At 74.7% G+C, this 16,270-nt stretch carries 15 protein-coding genes and 1 pseudogene; 13 read left to right on the top strand and 3 right to left on the bottom strand.

Annotated features, from left to right (window positions below):
• Together cysC and ACZ5Y0_RS29680 are read right to left on the bottom strand one after the other, a co-directional pair.
• Nucleotides 1-446: adenylyl-sulfate kinase (gene cysC, locus ACZ5Y0_RS29685; RefSeq protein ID WP_469131762.1), on the bottom strand; the 446-nt coding region annotated here is incomplete at its 3' end.
• Between the two features lie 64 nt (nucleotides 447-510).
• Nucleotides 511-1,287, bottom strand: coding sequence for an alpha/beta fold hydrolase (locus tag ACZ5Y0_RS29680; protein WP_469131758.1), 777 nt, complete (start codon nucleotides 1,285-1,287; stop codon nucleotides 511-513).
• A gap of 343 nt (nucleotides 1,288-1,630) precedes the next feature.
• On the opposite strand from ACZ5Y0_RS29680, the gene ACZ5Y0_RS29675 reads away from it, so the two are divergent.
• From ACZ5Y0_RS29675 to ACZ5Y0_RS29645, 7 genes and pseudogenes are all read left to right on the top strand, one after another.
• Complete coding sequence (locus ACZ5Y0_RS29675; RefSeq protein WP_469131757.1) at nucleotides 1,631-3,382, top strand: condensation domain-containing protein; 1,752 nt, start codon at nucleotides 1,631-1,633, stop codon at nucleotides 3,380-3,382.
• 14 nt (nucleotides 3,383-3,396) lie between these two features.
• Nucleotides 3,397-3,537 carry a hypothetical protein gene (locus ACZ5Y0_RS29670; RefSeq protein WP_469131756.1) on the top strand — a complete coding sequence of 47 codons (141 nt, stop codon included), beginning with the start codon at nucleotides 3,397-3,399 and terminating at the stop codon, nucleotides 3,535-3,537.
• Nucleotides 3,534-5,510: an FAD/NAD(P)-binding protein gene (locus ACZ5Y0_RS29665; protein ID WP_469131755.1), complete on the top strand. Its 1,977-nt coding sequence runs from the start codon at nucleotides 3,534-3,536 to the stop codon at nucleotides 5,508-5,510. The genes ACZ5Y0_RS29670 and ACZ5Y0_RS29665 overlap by 4 nt, the downstream gene beginning before the upstream one ends.
• Nucleotides 5,507-6,904 (top strand): annotated as a pseudogene (locus tag ACZ5Y0_RS29660) (nitrosuccinate lyase); the annotation flags it as partial. The gene ACZ5Y0_RS29665 and the pseudogene ACZ5Y0_RS29660, both read left to right, overlap by 4 nt.
• A 501-nt stretch (nucleotides 6,905-7,405) precedes the next feature.
• Nucleotides 7,406-8,176 (top strand): thioesterase II family protein, encoded by a 771-nt coding sequence (locus tag ACZ5Y0_RS29655; protein WP_469131754.1) that lies wholly within the window; start codon nucleotides 7,406-7,408, stop codon nucleotides 8,174-8,176.
• 10 nt (nucleotides 8,177-8,186) lie between these two features.
• Nucleotides 8,187-9,452: a beta-ketoacyl-[acyl-carrier-protein] synthase family protein gene (locus tag ACZ5Y0_RS29650; protein WP_469131753.1), complete on the top strand. Its 1,266-nt coding sequence runs from the start codon at nucleotides 8,187-8,189 to the stop codon at nucleotides 9,450-9,452.
• A complete protein-coding gene (locus tag ACZ5Y0_RS29645) occupies nucleotides 9,449-10,696 on the top strand; it encodes a ketosynthase chain-length factor (protein WP_469131752.1) in 1,248 nt (415 codons plus the stop codon). Before ACZ5Y0_RS29650 ends, ACZ5Y0_RS29645 begins: the two co-directional genes overlap by 4 nt.
• Before the next feature lie 676 nt (nucleotides 10,697-11,372).
• Here the strand turns inward: ACZ5Y0_RS29645 and ACZ5Y0_RS29640 are convergent.
• Nucleotides 11,373-11,894, bottom strand: coding sequence for a MarR family winged helix-turn-helix transcriptional regulator (locus ACZ5Y0_RS29640; protein WP_469131751.1), 522 nt, complete (start codon nucleotides 11,892-11,894; stop codon nucleotides 11,373-11,375).
• 313 nt (nucleotides 11,895-12,207) lie between these two features.
• Here ACZ5Y0_RS29640 and ribB point away from each other — a divergent pair, with 313 nt between their 5' ends.
• Genes ribB through ACZ5Y0_RS29610 form a run of 6 tightly spaced genes read left to right on the top strand, consistent with a single transcriptional unit; the run spans nucleotide 12,208 to nucleotide 16,197 of the window.
• The gene (ribB, locus tag ACZ5Y0_RS29635) at nucleotides 12,208-12,879 is read left to right on the top strand and encodes a 3,4-dihydroxy-2-butanone-4-phosphate synthase (protein ID WP_469131750.1); all 672 of its coding nucleotides are present in this window, start codon (nucleotides 12,208-12,210) and stop codon (nucleotides 12,877-12,879) included.
• Between the two features lie 17 nt (nucleotides 12,880-12,896).
• Nucleotides 12,897-14,141: a lysophospholipid acyltransferase family protein gene (locus ACZ5Y0_RS29630; RefSeq protein WP_469131749.1), complete on the top strand. Its 1,245-nt coding sequence runs from the start codon at nucleotides 12,897-12,899 to the stop codon at nucleotides 14,139-14,141.
• Between the two features lie 7 nt (nucleotides 14,142-14,148).
• Nucleotides 14,149-14,826, top strand: coding sequence for a hypothetical protein (locus tag ACZ5Y0_RS29625; protein WP_469131748.1), 678 nt, complete (start codon nucleotides 14,149-14,151; stop codon nucleotides 14,824-14,826).
• Nucleotides 14,823-15,587, top strand: a complete 765-nt coding sequence (locus ACZ5Y0_RS29620) for an SDR family oxidoreductase (protein WP_469131747.1) — start codon at nucleotides 14,823-14,825, stop codon at nucleotides 15,585-15,587. Before ACZ5Y0_RS29625 ends, ACZ5Y0_RS29620 begins: the two co-directional genes overlap by 4 nt.
• A complete protein-coding gene (locus ACZ5Y0_RS29615; protein ID WP_469131746.1) occupies nucleotides 15,587-16,006 on the top strand; it encodes an SRPBCC family protein in 420 nt (139 codons plus the stop codon). Before ACZ5Y0_RS29620 ends, ACZ5Y0_RS29615 begins: the two co-directional genes overlap by 1 nt.
• 2 nt (nucleotides 16,007-16,008) lie before the next feature.
• The gene (locus tag ACZ5Y0_RS29610; protein WP_469131745.1) at nucleotides 16,009-16,197 is read left to right on the top strand and encodes a hypothetical protein; all 189 of its coding nucleotides are present in this window, start codon (nucleotides 16,009-16,011) and stop codon (nucleotides 16,195-16,197) included.
• Nucleotides 16,198-16,270: the final 73 nt, after the last annotated feature.

Raw genomic sequence — 16,270 nt, 5'->3', positions numbered from 1 at the left:
AGCTCGCCCGCCGCCTGCTTGGCGTACAGGCCCTTCACATCGCGCTCGGAGCACACCTCCACCGGAGTGGCCACATGCACCTCCAGGTACGCCGTGCCGCCCGCGGCATGCCGCTCCCGGACCGCGGCACGGGAGGCGGCGTACGGCGCGATGACCGGGGCCAGCACCAGCACGCCGTGGGAGGCGAGCGTCTGCGCCAGGAAACCGATCCGGGTCACGTTGGTGTGGCGGTCCGCACGGGTGAACCCCAGCTCCTGGGACAGGAATCGGCGGATCTCGTCACCGTCGAGCACCTCGGCTCGGCGGCCGGTGGCGGCCAGCCGCTCGGCGACGGCGCGGGCCAGGGTGGTCTTGCCCGCGCTCGGCAGCCCGGTCAGCCACACGGTGGCGCCGCGTTCACGGGTGGCGGCGGTGGTGGCTGCCTGCGCTGCGGCCCCGGCGGCCAGGGTGTGAGCTGTGGTCACGGTGATGTTCTCCTGAACGTGAGGTGACGTGCCGGAGCGGGAGGTGTCAGGCGGTGGCGAACTCGGCCAGGGTCCGGCCGAGTACGTCCATGTCGATCCGGTGCCAGGAACCGGGCAGTTCCAGCGACCGGCCGTTGGGCAGGGCCGCCGCGGTCGCCTGGGCCGCCGCCCGCAGCCAGTCGCTGGTGCCGGTGCTGTTGAGGACCAGCGTCTGTGTCCGGTAGTCGGCGAGCCGGCCGGCCGGGACGCTGTAGTCGCCGCAGATCGCCACGTCGTAGGCGAGGGTGTGGGCGTTCGCCTCGTTCACCGCCCAGATCGGCCCCTTGCGCCACTGCGCGACCGTGTCGGGGGTCAGCCCGAGGAAGCTCCCGAGGAAGTATTCGACCGCTTCCTGACGCCGGTCCTCCTCCATGAGGACCCGCAGCGTCTTGGCGACGTTCCACGGGGGCTTGGGGAACCCGTCGACCCGGTAGAACGGTTCGTGCAGCGCGAGCCTGGTGATCGGGGCGCCGGCGAGTGCCGCCTCGATCGCGAGGTTGGCCCCCGACGATCCGGCGAACACCACCGCCGACCCGCCGGCCTCCTCGATCACCGCCTCGAGGTCCTCGATCTCGCGGGCGACGGCGTACTGCGGGGAGTCTCCGCTCTCGCCGCGTCCCCGGCGGTCGTAGACGTAGGTGGTGCAGTGCGGCGCCAGCTCGGGCACGAGCGCGTCGAAGATGGTGTGGTCGCGGAACGATCCGTTGAGGAGCACGATCGGCGGGCCGTCACCCGCCTTCTCATAGGCGATCGTGGTGCCGTCACGGGAAACGACCTTGCGCATACGCACTCCTCACGCCGAACGGAGGTGCCCTCACCTCCCCACCTGGCGGCATCTTCGAGCGCCTCGCTGGACCACGGGTCGAGGAACGGTCGCAAGGCCCCTGTGCCCGGTCGTCGCGCACGGTCGGACCGAGGGCCCCGCCCCGCCGTGCGCCGCCCCCTCCTCCCGCGCACCAGCGGCCCACGAGCGGGGCCACAGCCGGATTCGACTCCTGGGCCCTGTGATGACCGTGGCGAGACCGGACCCGACGGCGGCCGTCAGCGGTGCGTCAGGCTTCTGGCAGCGCACGCGGCGACAGTGGACCGGGCCCGTCCCGTCCTGCCGCCGAACACAGGGAGACCACATGAGCGACCGGGTCGAACTCGGCGAGGTGCGTGCCGCCCTCGTGTCGCTGCCCGGTGTGCGGGACGCAGCCGTCCACGCGGCCCGGCAGGCTCCGGGCAGCCTGCGGATCGTCGCCCACGTGGTGACGCGCACGCCGCCCGCCGAACTGCGCGCCGCCCTCCGGTCACGGCTGCCGTCCCATCTGGTCCCGGCCCGTCTCCACCGGGTGCCGCACATCCCCCTGCTGCCCGACGGCAGGACCGACCGGCGCGCGCTGGCGGCGCTCACCGCGCGGGAACCGGACGCCACCTCGGCCGCCCCCTCACTGGAGGACGCCCAGCGGGGCCCGCGGTGCGACACCGACGGTCACCCGGTGGACGGCCCCGCGGCGGCCGTGCCGGTCACCCCCCAGCAGCGCGCCCTGCTCCCGGACGCGCTCGCCCACCGCCGCACCGGCCGCTACGTGGAGCAACTGCACTGGCGCTGGCGCGGCCCGCTGGACACCGGCCGGTTCACCGCTGCCTGGCAGTCGGTGTTCGACCACGAGACCGTCCTGCGCGCCGCCTTCGACCGGGACACCGAGCCACGCCTGGTACTGCACGAGCACGCCCGCGCCGAGGTGGTCCGCCACCCGGCCGGCTCCGTGGACTTCGAGGAGCTGAGGGAACGCGACCGGCTGCGCGGCTTCGACCTGCGCTCCCCGGGCCTGCTGCGGCTCAACCTCGTCGACGAACCGGCCTCCGTCGACGGCGGCCCGCCGTCCGTGAGGATCCTGCTCACCTTCCACACCGTCGTGCTGGACAACTGGAGCGTGTCCGTCCTGCTCGAGGAGTTCTACCGCGCCTACCTCGCCGGGGGCCGCCTGCCGGGCGGCGAACGGCGCCCCGACTGCCGGGACTACGCCCGCTGGCTCGCCGGTCAGGACACCGCGCCCGCCCGTGACTTCTGGTCCACGGCGGCCCCCGGCCCCACCACCCTGGTGCTGCCCGCGGTCGCGGGCCCGGCGACCGGCCTGACCGGGTCCGGACGGGCCGAGGTCCGGCTCGGCGCCGGACCGGCGGGCCGGCTGCGCGCCTGGGCGGCGTCCTGTGCGGCCACCGAGGCCGGCGCGCTTCAGGCGGTGTGGGCGCTGCTGCTGTACCGGGCGGGCGCCACGCCGGGCCCCGCCCTGGTGGGCTTCGGCGTCAGCGTCTGCGGTCGCGGCGTCGCCCTGGACTCCGTCGAGCGGCTGCCCGGTCTGCTGACGAACTCCCTGCCCATGACCGTCCGGGTCGACCCCGCGGCGCCCATGGCCCGGCTGCTGGCCCAACTGCGTGACCAGGCGCTGGAGCTGGCCGCCTACGAATGGGTGTCACTGGGCCAGATCCACGAGTGGAGCGGGCGCCACGCGGACGACGGACTCGTGGAGAGCCTCGTCGTCTTCGAGCACCAGCGGCGCGGCTCCGGCAGCCTGCGCTCCGCGCTCGCCGCCCAGGGCATCAGCGTCCAACCGCCCCGCGCGGCCGGTACACACACCCTGTTCCCCGTCACCCTGTCGGCCCACCGGGACGCCGACGGCGGTCTCGTGCTGGCCGCCGTCCACGACCGCGCCCGGCTCGCCGACGACGACGCTGCGCGACTCGTCCGCCAGTGCGCCCGGCTGCTGCGCGAACTGCCCGGCCTGGCGGGCGGTTCGGCGACCGTGTCCGACGCGCTGGCCGCGATCGCCGACGAGCCGCCGGTAGGGATGGCCCACGCGGCCGCGGCGACCGCCACCGGCGGACCGACGTGAGGAGAGCACCGGCCATGACCACTCGCCACCGGCGCGACACCCCGCCCGGCACCTGCGACGGGCCCGGCGGCCACCTCGCCGCCCGGCGCCGTCCGGCCGACCGGACGTACCCGGGCCGCCCGCCCGCCCCCGACGGCGCCGGGGGAACGTCGTGAGCGCCGGACACCTCAGCGTCTGCGTCGTGGGGGCCGGACCCCGCGGCCTGTCGGTGCTGGAGCGGATCTGTGCCAACGAACGGGCCGCCCGGTCGCCGCGCCGGGTGACGATCCATCTCGTGGACCCCTGCCGGCCCGGCGCCGGACGCGTCTGGCGCACGGACCAGTCGCGGCTGCTCCTGATGAACACCGTCGCCTCCCAGGTGACGGTGTTCACCGACGACACGGTGGCGATGCAGGGACCGGTGGAACCGGGGCCCGACCTGCACGAGTGGGCCCGCTCCGTCGTCCTGGCCTCGCCCGCGGACCAGTTCGGCGACGCCACGTACACCGAGGCGGCGGCGCTGCACCCGGACGCCTACCCGACCCGCGCCTTCTACGGCAGCTATCTGGAGGACTGCTACCGGCGCATCGTGCGCCGGGCGCCCGCCAACTGCCGTGTCGTCGAACACCGCACCCACGCCGTGGCGTTGCGGGACCAGGCGGACACGCCGGGCGGCCCGCAGGTCCTCACCCTCGCCGACGGCACCCGCCTGCGCGGCCTGGACGCCGTGATCCTCGCCCAGGGCCACCTGCCGCGGCGCCCCTCGGCCGAGGAGTCCGCCTGGTCCCGGACGGCCGCGCGGCACGGACTGACGTACATCGGGCCGGCCAACCCGGCCGACCTGGACCTCTCCACCGTCCCGTCGGGGCAGGCCGTCCTGATGCGCGGGCTGGGGCTGAACTTCTTCGACGGCATGGCGCTGCTCACCCTCGGCCGGGGCGGCAGGTTCGTCCGTCGCTCGGGACGGCTGGTCTACCTCCCGTCCGGCCGGGAACCGCGGATCTACGCCGGCTCCCGCCGCGGTGTCCCCCATCACGCGCGCGGCGAGAACGAGAAGGGCCCCGACGGGCGGCACCGGCCGCGGGTGCTCACCCCCGACGCCATCGACGCGCTGCGGCGCCGCCGCGCGGACGGCGAACCGGTCCGTTTCCGCACCGACCTGTGGCCGCTGATCTCCCTGGAGGTGGAGAGCGTCTACTACGAGACGCTGCTGCGCGCCGAGGGCCGCGTCCGGGAGGCGTCGGCGTTCGTGCCCGCCTTCCTCGGCGCCGGCGCGGCACCGGCCCGTGAACGCCTCATCGACTCCTACGGCATCGACCACGCCAGGCGGTGGGACTGGGACCTGATCCAGCGCCCCACCGCCGGACGGCGCTTCCCCAGCCGCGCGGGTTTCCGGCGCTGGCTGCTCGGTCACCTGGACGAGGACATCCGGCAGGCCCGGGCCGGAAACGTCAACGGACCGCTCAAGGCGGCCCTCGACGTCCTGCGCGACCTGCGCAACGAGATACGCCTCGCGGTCGACCACGGCGGCCTGGACGGCGACTCCTACCGGGACGAGCTGACGGCCTGGTACACCCCGCTCAACGCGTTCCTGTCGATCGGTCCGCCCGTCTCCCGCATCGAGGAGCTGCGCGCGCTGATCGAGGCCGACGTCGTCCGTCCGCTGGGGCCCGGCACCCGGATCACGCTCAGCACGGACGGCGACCGGGCGGCGTTCGTGGCCACGGCCGACGGGGTGGACGCGGCGCCCGTCCACGCGCCGGTGCTGCTCGAGGCACGGCTGCCGGAACCCGACCTGCACCGCACCGCGGACCCTCTGCTGCGGTACCTGCTCACCACCGGCCAGGCGGCGCCCTACCGGATGGAGACCACCCGCGGAACCGCCTACGAGTCGGGTGGCCTCGCCGTCTCCGAGCGGCCGTACCACACCGTCGACGCCCACGGCCGGGCGCATCCGCGCCGCTTCGCCTACGGCGTCCCGACCGAGTCCGTGCACTGGGTGACGGCGGCCGGCATCCGGCCGGGGGTCGACTCCGTGATCCTCGGCGACTCCGACGCCATCGCCCGCGCGGTGCTCGGCCTCGGTCCCGCGCGCCTCACCGTCCCCCTTCCGGGCCTCCCCGCCGACCTGCTGGAGATGACGCCATGATCCACCCGACGACGGCCTTCGACGGCGGCCCGGACGCCGGACTGTTCTCCCCCGTACGGGCCGGGACGCCGGTGGAGGAAGCGGTCAGCGAGACGGCCTGGCTACAGTCGCTGCTGGACGCCGAGGCGGCACTCGCGCGGGCCCAGGCCGCACTGGGCACCGTCCCGGTCGGTGCCGCCCGCGCCATCACCCGCGCCGCCCGCGCCGAGCGGTTCGACCCGCGCGCGCTGGCGCTGCGGGCCCGCGAGACCGCCAACCCGGTCGTGGGGCTGGTGCGCGCCCTGACCGAGGCGGTGGCCCACGACGACCCGCGGGCCGCCGAGTACGTGCACCGCGGCTCCACCAGCCAGGACGTGCTGGACACCGGCATGATGATGATGTGCCGGCGGGCGCTGGACCTGATCCTCGGCGACCTGGACCGGACGGCCGCCGCGCTGGCCGCGCTGGCCGGAGGGCACCGCGAGACCGTCATGGCCGGCCGCACCCTCGCCCTGCACGCAGTCCCCACCACGTTCGGGCTCAAGGCGGCGGGCTGGCACCGGCTGGTCCTGGACGCCGCCGACCGGATCGAGGCCGCCCGCGGCGCTCTGCCGGTCTCCCTCGGCGGGGCCGCGGGCACGCTCGCCGGATACCTGGAGTTCGCCGGCCTCCAGGCCGACGCGACGACCCCCGAGGAGTACCAGGAACGGCTCGTGGACGCGTTCGCCGCCGAGACCGGACTGGCCCGCCCCGTCCTGCCCTGGCACGCGCTGCGCACACCGGTCGCGGACACCGCCTCGGCGCTCGCCTTCACCACCGGCGCCCTCGGCAAACTCGCCGCCGACGTACAGGTGCTGGTCCGTACGGAGATCGCGGAGGTCGCCGAACCCGCCGTCACGGGGCGGGGCGGTTCCTCCGCCATGCCGCACAAGCGCAACCCCGTGCTGTCCACACTGATCCGCAGCGCCGCCCTCCAGGTGCCGCTGCTGACCGCGGGCCTGACGCAGTGCCTGGTGACCGAGGACGAACGCTCGGCCGGGGTGTGGCACGCCGAGTGGCTGCTGCTGCGCGAGGCGCTCCGCCTGGCGGGCGGAGCCGCCGTCACGGCCGCCGAGCTGGCCGAGGGCCTCACGCCCGACCCGGCCCGCATGCGCCACAACCTCGGCCTGACCGGCAGCCAGGTGGTCAGCGAACGCCTGGCCGCCCTGCTCGCCCCGAAGATCGGCGGAGCGCGCGCGAAGGACCTGCTGGCCCGGGCCTCGCACACCGCCGACCTCCGTCGGGTCCCCCTGCTGGAGGTGCTGAGCACCCTGCCCGAAGTGACCGCGCACCACAGCGTCGAAGAGCTGGAGCACCTGCTCGACCCCACCGCCTACGTGGGCGCCGCACCGGCATTGGCGGCCCGCGCGCTCGCCGCGACCTCGGCGGCAGGGACACCCGCGGGCACGGCGTCGGCGGGTACGACGTCGGCGGCAGGGACACCCGCGGGCACGGCGTCGGCGGGCGCGACGTCGGCGGCAGGGACACCTGCGGCCACGACATCGGCGGGCAGAACGCCTGCGGTCGCGACGCCTGCGGCCGGGACATCGGCGGGCACGAGACCGGCTGCCGCGACACCGGCTTCACCGGTGACCGCGGCACCGGTGGCCGCAACGTCCGGGGGCACGACACCGGCGGCCGCGACACCGGCGGGCACGACGGCGCCGGTGAGGACACCCGTCCACACCACGACGTGCGCGGTGTGAGACCGACGCCCACCCGGCCGCCGGCGCACGACCGTGCCCGCCGGCAACCACCCGCCACCACCGCGGCGTTCGCGCACATGGCTGATTCGAGTCTTCCTCCAGGCACGTCGGCGAGGCTCGGGAGCAGCCGATGCGCTCTTACCCACGGCGGCCGAGGAGGTGCGACACACCATGCGGGATGGCTCGCCGGTCACGCTCTACTGCTTCGCGCACGCCGGCGCGGGCGTGTCCGGCTTCGCGCACTGGCGCACCGACACCGGCCCCGGGGTGAGCACCGTGCCCATGGTGCTGCCCGGACGCGGCGCCCGGCGCCGCGAACCCCGCACGACCTCGCGCGAGGGGCTCCTGGACGCGCTCCTGGAGCCGCTGGCCGACCAGGTCGCCGACGGCCGCCCTTACGTGCTGTACGGGCACAGCCTGGGCGGCGTCGTCGCGTACACCCTCGCCCACGCTCTGATCAGCCGGGGGCTGCCCGCCCCCGCCTGCCTCGCCGTCGGTGCGAGCCCCCCACCGCAGACCGCGCCGCCCGGCCACGACGACGACCTGACCGACGAACGGCTGCTGCGGTTCGCGACCGACCTCGGCGCGGCGCCCGGCGGTGCGCTCGCCGCCCCCGGCAGCCTCTGGTACCGCCGCGTGCTGCCGGTGCTGCGGGACGACCTCAGGCTCGCCGACGCGCTGCGCGCCGACGCGCTCGCCGACCCGGACGGCCCGCTCCCGGTTCCCGTCCTGGCCGTCGGCGGCCAGGACGACCCCGCCGTCGGCGCGAGGGTGCTGGACGGCTGGGCCCGCTGGACCACCGCTCGGTTCGTCCGGCGCACCGTCCCCGGTGACCACTTCTTCGTCCGCGGCCCGCACGCACCCCGACTGATCGGGCGCGCCTGCCGCATGGTGCGGCGTACCCGGCTCGTACCTGGGCTCATATCTGGAGGACAACTGTGAGGGACAAACGATGAGGCGGGTCGTCATCACCGGTATCGGGGTCGTGGCCCCGGGCGGCGTGGGCACCCGCGCGTTCTGGGACACGCTGACCGCGGGCCGCACCGCCACGCGCGGCATCACCCTGTTCGACGCGAGCACGTTCCGCTCGCGCATCGCCGCCGAGGCGGACTTCGACCCGGTCGCCCACGGAATCGGGGCCACCGACGCCGCCCGCCTCGACCGCGCCGCCCAGTTCGCCCTCGTCAGCGCCCGGGAGGCGGTCGAGGACAGCGGACTTGCCGGCGCCCTCGATCCGGTGCGCACCGGTGTCACCCTCGGCAGCGCCGTCGGCTGCACCACCGGCCTCGACAACGAGTACGGCGTGGTCAGCGAGAACGGCAGCACCTGGGAGGTCGACCACACCCGGGCGGTCGCCCACCTCTTCGACTACTTCGTGCCCAGCTCCATGGCCGCCGAGGTGGCCGTCGCGGTCGGCGCCCAGGGCCCGGTCTCCCTGGTCTCCACCGGCTGTACCTCCGGCATCGACTCCGTCTGCCACGCCGTCGACCTGATCCGCGAGGGCAGCGCCGACGTGATGGTGACCGGTGCGACCGAGGCGCCGATCTCCCCGATCACGGTGGCCTGCTTCGACGCCATCAAGGCGACCAGCCCGCGCAACGACGAGCCGGAGACCGCCTCGCGCCCCTTCGACCGCTCCCGCAACGGCTTCGTGCTCGGCGAGGGTTCGGCCGTGCTGATCCTGGAGGAGTTCGAGCACGCCCGGCGGCGCGGCGCCCACGTCTACGCGGAGATCGCCGGGTTCGCCGGGCGCAGCAACGCGTACCACATGACCGGACTGAAGTCCGACGGCGTGGAGATGGCCGAGGCGATCCGCGCGGCGCTCGACGAGGCCCGCCTGGACGCCACCGCCGTCGACTACGTCAACGCCCACGGCTCCGGCACCAAGCAGAACGACCGGCACGAGACCGCCGCGTTCAAGCGCAGCCTCGGCGAGCACGCCTACCGGGTGCCCGTCAGCTCCATCAAGTCCATGATCGGCCACTCGCTCGGCGCGATCGGCTCGCTGGAGGTGGCCGCCAGCGCCCTGGCCATCGAACACAACACCGTGCCGCCGACGGCCAACCTGCACGAGGCCGACCCGGCCTGCGACCTCGACTACACCCCGCTCACCGCGCGCGAGCAGCGCACCGACACCGTGCTCAGCGTCGGCAGCGGCTTCGGCGGCTTCCAGAGCGCCATCGTCCTGACCCGGCCGCGACTTCAGGAGGCGGCATGACCACAGCCACACTGGACCGTCCCGCCGCCCGGGCGGGCGTCCGGCCCGCCATCGGCTCCGTCGTCACCGGCATCGGCGTCGCCGCCCCCAACGGGCTCGGCACCGAGGCCTGGTGGGCGGCGACCCTGCGCGGCGAGAGCGGCATCCGCCCGGTGACCCGCTTCGACGCCTCCCGCTACCCGGTGCGCCTCGCCGGGGAGGTCCCCGGCTTCGTCGACGACGAGCACCTGCCCAGCCGGCTGCTGCCGCAGACCGACCGCGTCACCCGGCTGTCGCTGGCCGCCGCCCAGGAGGCCCTCGACGACTGCGGCACCGGCCCCGCAGCGCTGCCCGAGTACGGTGCCGGGGTGGTCACCGCCTCCTCCGCGGGCGGTTTCGAGTTCGGCCAGCGCGAGTTGCAGGCCCTGTGGTCCAAGGGCGGACAGCACGTCAGCGCCTACCAGTCCTTCGCCTGGTTCTACGCCGTGAACACCGGTCAGATCTCCATCCGGCACGGGCTGCGCGGCTCCAGCGGGGTCGTCGTCGCCGAGCAGGCCGGCGGACTGGACGCCGTCGCCCACGCCCGGCGCCAGATCCGCAAGGGCGCCCGGCTGATGGTCACCGGCGGCGTCGACTCGGCGCTGTGTCCGTGGGGCTGGGCCGCCCACCTCGCCGCCGGCGAGCTGAGCCGCGTGGCCGACCCCGCCCGCGCCTACCTGCCGTTCGACGCCGCGGCCTGCGGTCATGTGGTCGGCGAGGGCGGCGCCCTGTTCGTCCTGGAGAGCGAGGCCGCTGCCCGCGAGCGCGACGCCCGCGTGTACGGGGCGTTCACCGGGTACGCGGCCACCTTCGACGGCCCCGGCGCCCCGCGCCTGGGCGATGCCGCCCGGCTGGCCCTCGACGACGCCGGGGTGCGGCCCGAGGAGATCGACGTGGTGTTCGCCGACGCGGCCGGCGCGCGCGCCGCGGACCGCGCCGAGGCGCAGGCGCTGGCCGGCCTGTTCGGCCCTCGGGGCGTGCCGGTCACCGCGCCGAAGTCGATGACCGGACGGCTGCTGGCCGGCGGCGCCTCCCTTGACGTCGCCGCGGCCCTGCTGTCCCTGCGCGACCAGGTGATTCCGCCGACCATCGGGACCACCGAGCCGGCCGCGGACTGCCCCGTCGATCTCGTCACCGCGCCCCGCGAGACGCCGGTCCGCCACGCTTTGGTCCTGGCCCGCGGCCGGGGCGGTTTCAACTCGGCGGTCGTTCTCAGCGCCGTCTGACCGGGCGGACCCGCCCACGGACGGGCCCCGCCCACCTGGGCCGCCGGGACGACATCCCCCACGTCCCGGCGGCCCACCATCCTTCGGCGCCGCGCAAGCGTGACACCGGTCGGCGATGAGCCGTCCCCGTGTGCGAAGGAGCCCCCGCCGCGCCGGCGCTACGGCGCGCTGCCGCGTGGCCCGCTGGTGGTACTCGGCGTCTCGGCGGCCTGGCCCGCCGCGCGGTGCGGCATCAGGACCGTCTGCCGCGACCACGCGCCCTTCTTCGCCGCGGGCGCGGCCCGCGCTGCCCCGCAGCGCGTCCGGGTGGCCGACCGGCGGCACTCACAGCACCACCGGGGAGAAGCCGCCGGGATGTTCGTCCACCGGCGTGCCCGCGGCTGCCTTCGTCCCGTCCCGGCACCGCCGGGTCGTCCTGGCAGCGCCGGGTCGTCCCGTCCCGGCACCGCAGGTCGTCCCGTCCAGGCGGCGGACGAACCGCAGGTAGACACCACCGGCGCATCGTCATCGCCCGGCCGGCAGGCCGCCGGTTCGCCGAGCGCACCCGCGCCGAGCAGGCCTCGCCCGGATCCCCGGCCCGCGCGGACGTGCGGACGGGCTTTCATGCGCCCGAGGCCTGCCGCGCCGGCGCTCCACCGACGGGGCGGCGGAGCGCCGGCGGGTGCCGAGCGGCCGGTTACCTCTTGTGTCCGAAGCGTCCCGCCAGGGCGGTGCCGCTGGGTGTGCCGTCGAGCATGCGGCGCAGCCCGCGGGTCATGACCGCCTGTTCCTCCGGGCTGAGGCAGTCGGTGACCATGGCGTCGGTCTCGGCGTCGATGACGCGCAGCGAGGGGAGCAGTTCCTCTCCGCGCGGTGACAGCCGGAGGTAGACGACCCGGCGGTCCACCTGTCCCGGCTCCCGGTCGACCAGACCGCGCTTGGCGAGGGTGTCGACGATGCGGCTCGGGCTGCCGCTCTCGCAGACGATGAGGCGGCCCACCTCGGCGAGCGTGAGAGGGGCGCGTTCGGCGAGCACGAGGAGGATCTCCGCCTGGGCCGGCGTCAGGTTGAGGGGCCGGAGGTGACCCGTCATCTGCCGGGCTCCCTCACGTTGGGCCGCCAGCAGCAGGTAGCGCAGTTCGGAGTCGGCCTGCGGGGGGTCGGCTGCGGCGGGCGCCCGGCTCGGGGGTGTGTCCGTGGTGACGGCGGGGTGGGACATGGCGGCTCCGGAGGTGGCTGGTCGGGGGTGAGGGTCCGACGGTCGGATGGGTTCGTTTCTCGATGATGCAGCATCCATGCCGTGTCATTCAATGCTACGTCATCGATATGAGCCTTTTCCGGCCGTTCCGGAACCGTGATTGTCACTTTGATCAGCTCACCCGAATGCTGTTGCAACAACGATGCCGCGACATGCATGATGAGGCATCGGTGTTACAGCATCGATGTCGGAACATCGATGTCGGTGTCCGTTCCATCGCTTCTTGACCGGTGCACGACCCCAGCGCAAGCCCACGTCAAGCAAAGGAAGCAAGATGACCGCGCAGATCCTGGAAGGCGCTCCCGTCGCCCTCGACTCCCCGATCGTTCTCGACGACGCCGCGGCGGCCGTGGCGGCCATCGCCCGGGGTGAGCTCGTCGTCGTGGTGGACGACGAGGACAGGGAGAACGAAGGAGACCTCATCGTGGCGGCGGAGCACGCCGACGCCGCGGCCATCAACTACATGATCACCCACGGCAGGGGCCTGGTCTGCGTCTCGGTGACCGAGGAGCGCGCCGCCGAGCTTCAGCTGCCCCCGATGGTCGAGCGCAACCAGGACCACCACGGCACCGCGTTCACCGTCAGCGTCGACGGCGGTCCGGAGCACGGGGTGACCACCGGGATATCCGCCCCGGACCGCGCCAAGACGATCGAGCTGATCCTGAAGGGCTCCAGCGGGGACCTGCGCCGGCCGGGTCACATCTTCCCCCTCATCGCCCGCCCTGGCGGTGTCCTGGAGCGGCCCGGCCACACCGAGGCGGCGGTCGACCTCGCCCGCTTCGCGGGGCTGGCACCCGCCGGCGTCATCGTGGAGATCATCCGTGAGGACGGGACGATGGCGCGCCTGCCCCAGCTGGCCGAGTTCGCCCGGCGCGAGGGCCTGGTGCTCACCAGCATCGAGAAGCTGCGCGAGTACGCCGCCGCCCGCAGCGAGCGGGTTCAGTGAGCCGGATCCCCCGGTGGATGGCCGGTGCGTCGACCGCGCTGACACGTCCCGCGGTCACGCACCGGTTCCTCGCCGGAGTAGAAGGAGTGCGGCACCTGCCGGCCGACTCGCCGTTCGTCCTGGTGGCCAACCACAGCAGCTTCGCGGACCACCTCGTCCTCGACGCAGTCCTCGACGGCCTGAGGGACACCCCCACGTCCTACCTCACCAAGGCGGAGGCCTTCGTCCATCCGGTGCGCCGCCGGTGGACCGAGGGCATGGGAGGCATCCCGGTGGACCGCGACCGGCCCGGCAAGGAACTGCTGGCCGCGGTGGACGCCGTCTTCGCCGACCGCGGCGCCCTGGTGGTCTACCCCGAGGGCACCCGCGGGCCCGGCCGGCCGCTGCTGCCCTTCAAGGACGGTGCCTTCCGCTTCGCCGTCCGGGCCGGCGTGCCGGTCATCCCCGTGGCGATGTGGGGAGCCCAGCACGTCCTGCCCAAGGGGGAGTGGCTGCCCCGTCCGGCCCGGGTGCGGGTCGTCTTCGGCCCCGCGCTGCCCGACGACACCGCACTGCCCAGGCCCCGGCGGGTCGCGGCACTGGTGGAAGCGGCGCGCGACGCGCTGGAGTCGCTGGTGGACACCGCGTGCACCGCCCCCGGCCCGCAGCGGGCCCGGCAGGCGGCGGCCGAACTCGTCCAGCGGGCCGAGACGGTCGTGGAGACGATGCTCAGCCACACCGACCATCTGCCCGCCCAGCGGCGCATGCGACAGGCGCGCCTGCTGCTCGCCCTGGCCCGCGTCACCGATCCCGACGGGTTCACCGACCCCCGTACCTCTGTCGGCGCCGACGCACGCGTCCTGGCCGCCAGGCTCACCGGCCTGCGCGCCCTGGAAGCCCCCGCACCGCTGCGCCCCGCCGTGCTGCGCGGCGTGCGGCCCGCCGCCGAGGAGGTACTGCGTACCCACCCCGACCATCTGATGGCCCGTTACCTGCTGGGCCGCTGGCACCTGCTGATGCCCCGTGCCCTGGGCGGCCGCCGTCCCCAAGCGCTGGAGCACCTGCGGCACGCGGCCCGCCTCGGCGCCCACGACACCCGCTACCCCATGGCGTACGCCGAGGCGCTGATCGCCGAGGGCCGCGACGACGAGGCGGCGCTGTACCTGCGAGGCATCCTCGCCGCGCCGGCCCCGGACGCCAGAACGGCGGACCGACGGCGCCGGGCCGAAGCCCACTACCAGCAGCTCGCCGGCGTCGGCGGCCCTGTGACCCCGAGGGCGTGAGAGATTCATGAGCACATCAGCGTTCCTGCGGTGCGGCGACACGATGGTGGTCTTCGACGGACCCCGCCGCCTGTCCTGGCGGACCTCCGCACCCGGCGACTACGTCCCCACGGCCCTGTGGCCGAGCCCCGCGCAGGCGGCCGAGGTCATGGACCACCTGTACAGCGGCGGTTGTCTGCTCGTCCTGATCGAGCAGGAGCGCATCTCGGTACCGATGTACGCCGAGGAGGCCGAGCGTCTTCCGCCGGATGTGGCCGCCCGGGCCACGCTGACCAGCGACGGTGTGGTGAGCGAACTGCACCTGCCGGTTCTGGACTGGATGCCGGCCGCGCTGCGCGAACGGGGCCTGCGCTTCCTGCGCAACAGCACGCGACTGCTGCGCGAGAAGCCCGATCTGCTGCTGCCGCATCTGATCGTCGAGGACACTCCCCAGCACCCGGAGAACCTCAGGTTCGCCCGTCTGCGCAGGCCCCGCCCCTTCGCCGAAGACCGTCTCGCACCGGTCACCGACCACCTGTTCACCGGCTCCGCCCTCCCCGCCACCCCTGCCGGTTCCGCCGGCTCCGCCCTCCCCGCCACCCCTGCCGGTTCCGCCGGCCCCGTCATCACTGCCGACCCTGCCGCCGTGCTGTGCCCGCCCGACCCGGCGATGGCCGCGGCCCGTACCTGGGAGACCACGCCATGACCCTTCCGGCTTCGACAGCCCCGCCCCCGGCAAGCCCGCTGACGGGCAGGGTCGTGCTTCTCACCGGCGCGGGACGGGGGCTCGGCCTGCTGACCGCGCAGACGCTCCTGGAGCAGGGAGCCGCGGTCGTCGCCAACCACCGCTCGCCCTCGCAGGAACTGGAACACCTGACGGACAAGTACCGCGACCGGCTCCGGCTCGTCCCCGGGGACGCGGCCACCGACGAGACGGCCGCCCTGCTGGCCACGGAGGCCCGCAGGTTCGGCCGGCTCGACGTCCTCGTCCACAATGCCGCGATCACCCGTGACCAGCCCCTGGTGCGGATGTCGATCGAGGACTGGGACGAGGTGCAGCGGGTCAACCTGCGCGGCGCCTTCCTGACCACCAAGTACGCGGTGAAGGCCATGATGCGGGCGCGCTACGGCCGCATCATCTACATCTCGTCGATCACCGCGCTGACCGGCAACGCGGGCCAGGCCGCCTACGCCTCCTCCAAGGCCGGCCTGCACGGCCTGGCCATGACCGTCTCGCAGGAGTACGCCTCCTACAACATCCGCACCGCCACCCTGGCTCCCGGCATCCTCGACACCGGCCTGGGCGCGGCCGTGGCCGGCCCGCAGCGGCGGCGCATGACCGACCGCTCCCTGCTCGGACTGGGCGAAGCCGCCCGGACGGCCGAGACGATCGCCTTCCTGGCCTCTCCGGCCGCCGACTACATCAATGCCACGGTCATCCGCTCCGACGGAGGAATGAGGTACTGATGAACACCGCCGACGCACACATCCTGATCCCCGCCCCCCTGCGGACGGTGCGGCAGATCCTCCTGGAACCCACCGCGCTGGCGGAGTGGAACCCCGCCTTCCTGTCGGTGGGGGGGCCTGAGGCCGCGACCGTCGGCCGGCGCTACCCCCTCACCGCCCGCGGCGGTCTCACCGGGCACTGGGAGTACCGCAGCATCGGGGACGACCACATCGAGGGCTGGTGGGAGGTCCCCGGCCTGGCCGAGACCAACAGCTGGCGCCTGCTGCCGCACGGCGACGGCACCCACGTCACGCACTCCTTCACCAACCGGGGGAGCCTCGCCGCCCTGCTGCGCCCGGCGTTCGCCGGCGTCGCCGACCTGCGCCTGGGGCGCCTGTCCCAGCGGGCCCGGCAGCGCGCGCTGGCAGGGGTGTCCTGACCATGCCGCCCGTCGCCGTACCGTCCGCCGCGGCGCCGTCCCCCGTCACCCCGCCCGGTGACCGGGCGCCGTCGGCGGCCGTGCCCCTGACCGTCGCCCGCCCCGACCGCTGGGCGCTGCCGATGCCGCTGCACCTGGCGCGCCTGGACGGCGAGGCGGCCGAGGAGCACATCCTGCGCGGCCTGGACTGATCAGGCCGCCCCTCCGCCGTGACGGGCCCGGAGACATCCCCCCTGCGGGCCCGTCACCATCCGCCCTCCCCTT

The sequence above is a fragment of the Streptomyces sp. NPDC033216 genome, assembly GCF_055577115.1.
The sequence above is the reverse complement of the archived record's forward strand: the minus strand, read 5'-3'. Positions and strand labels throughout refer to the sequence as shown.